This window comes from Arhodomonas sp. KWT (genome assembly GCF_010993615.1).
On record NZ_WNXE01000292.1, the window covers coordinates 1 to 2,503 of the forward strand.

At 67.8% G+C, this 2,503-nt stretch carries 1 protein-coding gene; it reads left to right on the forward strand.

What is annotated here, in order from left to right; translation table 11 throughout:
* A partial coding sequence (locus tag G7A99_RS18035) for a bifunctional diguanylate cyclase/phosphodiesterase (protein WP_163142768.1) occupies positions 1 to 2,413 on the forward strand: 2,413 nt, incomplete at its 5' end.
* Between the last annotated feature and the right edge of the window lie 90 nt (positions 2,414 to 2,503).

Sequence of the window (2,503 nt, forward strand, 5' to 3'; positions counted from 1 at the left end):
GTCGGCATACGGCCGGCGCACGCACACCCGCCCGCGCCTTCCCGCCTGGCTGCTGCCGGTGGTGGTTGCCGTCTTCGGGCTGACCGTGAGCCTGTTGGTGACCTATGCCGCGTACCACCATGAGCGCGGGCGCGCGGACACGGCCTTCCGCATCGCCGCGCGTGAACACGTCACCGCCATCACCCAGACCTGGCGCCAGCAGTTCGCGAGCGTTCGCGAGATCGCCGATCTGTTCCAGGTCAAACAGGTCGTCACCCGCAAGGATTTCTCCCGCCTCGCCCGCTCCATCCTCGCCCGCCACCCCACCATCGAGGCCCTGGAATGGGTACCGCGCATCACGCACCTGGGCAGAGAGATTTTCATCGCACGGGTCCGTGCCGAATTCCCCGGCTTCACCATCCGGGACTTGAGCGCCACCGGCGAGCTGGTGCGCGCGCCGAGGCGCGAGGAGTACTACCCCATCCTCTACGTGGAGCCGTTCACCGAGAACCGGCGCGCACTCGGATTCGACCCGTCGGATAACGAGGCGCGCAGCAACGCCATACGCGCCGCCATCGACCGTGCCGAACTCTCCGCAAGCGCGAGCACCTCCCTGGTCCAGGATTCGGGCAACGAACCGGCGATCCTCGTGTTCGTGCCGGTATTCCAGCACAACGGCAACATCCATACCCGCGGCACACGGGGATTGGCGGAGGGTGTCTTCAAGGTGCACGCGCTGGTCACCGACGCCCTCGCGGTGCTTCGCTCCCAGGGCCTGAGGATCACGGTAAGCGACGTTACCGGGCGCGACAGCCGCGAGACACTGCACACCCGGACGTTCGAGGACGATCCCCCGGCCTGGTACCAGTGGTCCGGCGGGCAGCATCTGGCACACGTCTGGAGCACCGGCGGCCGGACCTACAGCGCAGCCGTGGCGGCTACCGGCGCCCGCTTTGCCTACGACCTCCGCGGACCCGCCGTGGCGCTCGGCCTGTCGCTGGGACTCACGGCGCTCGCCACCTGGCTGGTCGGTCAGATGACCCGCCGGGAACGCGCGGTACGGGAACTCGCCGACCAGCGCGCGACCCAGCTCGATCACCTGAGCCGTCACGACGCACTCACCGGGCTGCTCAACCGCGCCGGTTTCCAGCAGGAGATCGAGCTGGCGCTCTCCCGGGTCCGCGAGGAACCCACACGCCAGACCAGTCTCTGCCTGGTGGACCTCGACCAGTTCAAGCTCATCAACGACGTCTGCGGCCACGAGGCTGGCGACGCCCTGATGCGCCGCCTCGCCCGCCGCCTCTCGGAACTGATCGATACCGGCGACTGCGTCGCCCGCCTGGGGGGCGACGAGTTCGGGATCCTGCTCCACAGGCACGGCGCCGAACAGGCGCGCGAAGCCGCGGCGCGTTATCTCCACACAGTGGAGACCACGCGCTTCAGCTGGGGGGAGCGGCTGTTCCCGGTAACAGCGAGCGCGGGGATCGTCGAGATCAACGCGGGCACGGAGTCCACGGCATCGGCCATGAGCAAGGCGGATGCGGCCTGCTACATCGCCAAGGATCATGGCCGCAACCGCATCCACGTCTTCCGCGAGGACGATCACCTCAGCGATCGCTACCGCACCGAGATGACCTGGGTGAGCGCCATCCGCGAGGCACTGGACGAGAACCGCCTGAGCCTTTACTGCCAGCCGATCCTCCCGTGCCGGCAGGGCGGTGGTAAAGGCGAGTCCCGCCGGCGCCGTCTGGAGCTGCTGCTGCGCATGCGTGACCGTGACGGCGAAATCATCGTCCCGGGGACCTTCCTGCCCGCTGCGGAACGCTACGGACTGATGCCGAGCATCGACCGCTGGGTGGTGGGCAACCTCATCCGCACGATCCGCCCCCATGACCGCAAGGACACCCTCTGGTTCGTCAACCTGTCGGGGCAGACGCTGGGCGACCTGACGTTCTGCGACTTCATCCTGCACACGCTCCACCACCACGACATGGCACCGGAGTCGCTGTGCTTCGAGATCACGGAGACCGCAGTAATCTCCAACCACGCCACCGCACGCACCTTCATCCAGCGCCTGCGCAGCGTCGGCTGCCGCTTCGCGCTGGATGACTTCGGCAGCGGCATGGCGTCGTTCAGCTACCTCAAGGAACTGGAGGTGGATTTCCTCAAGATCGACGGCGGCTTCGTGCGCGGCATGCCCAACGACCGCCTGGACCGCGCCGTCACCGGCGCCATCCAGCGCCTCGCCCGGGAACTCGGGATCTCCACCATCGCGGAATTCGTGGAAGACGAGCGTATCTTCCGCGAGGTACGCGAACTCGGCATCGATTACGCCCAGGGATATCTCTTCGGCCGCCCCACCCCCATCGAGCGCTACCTGCACCGGCCGCGGGGTCCCAACCTGACCATCATCCACGGCCACCGGCCGAGCTGATCCCGCGTACCCTACCCTGCGCCGGTCACGGACTCTTCGTTCCGGGATCCCCGCCCCTCCTCACCGCGAACCGGAGCCGCGGCAAGCAAT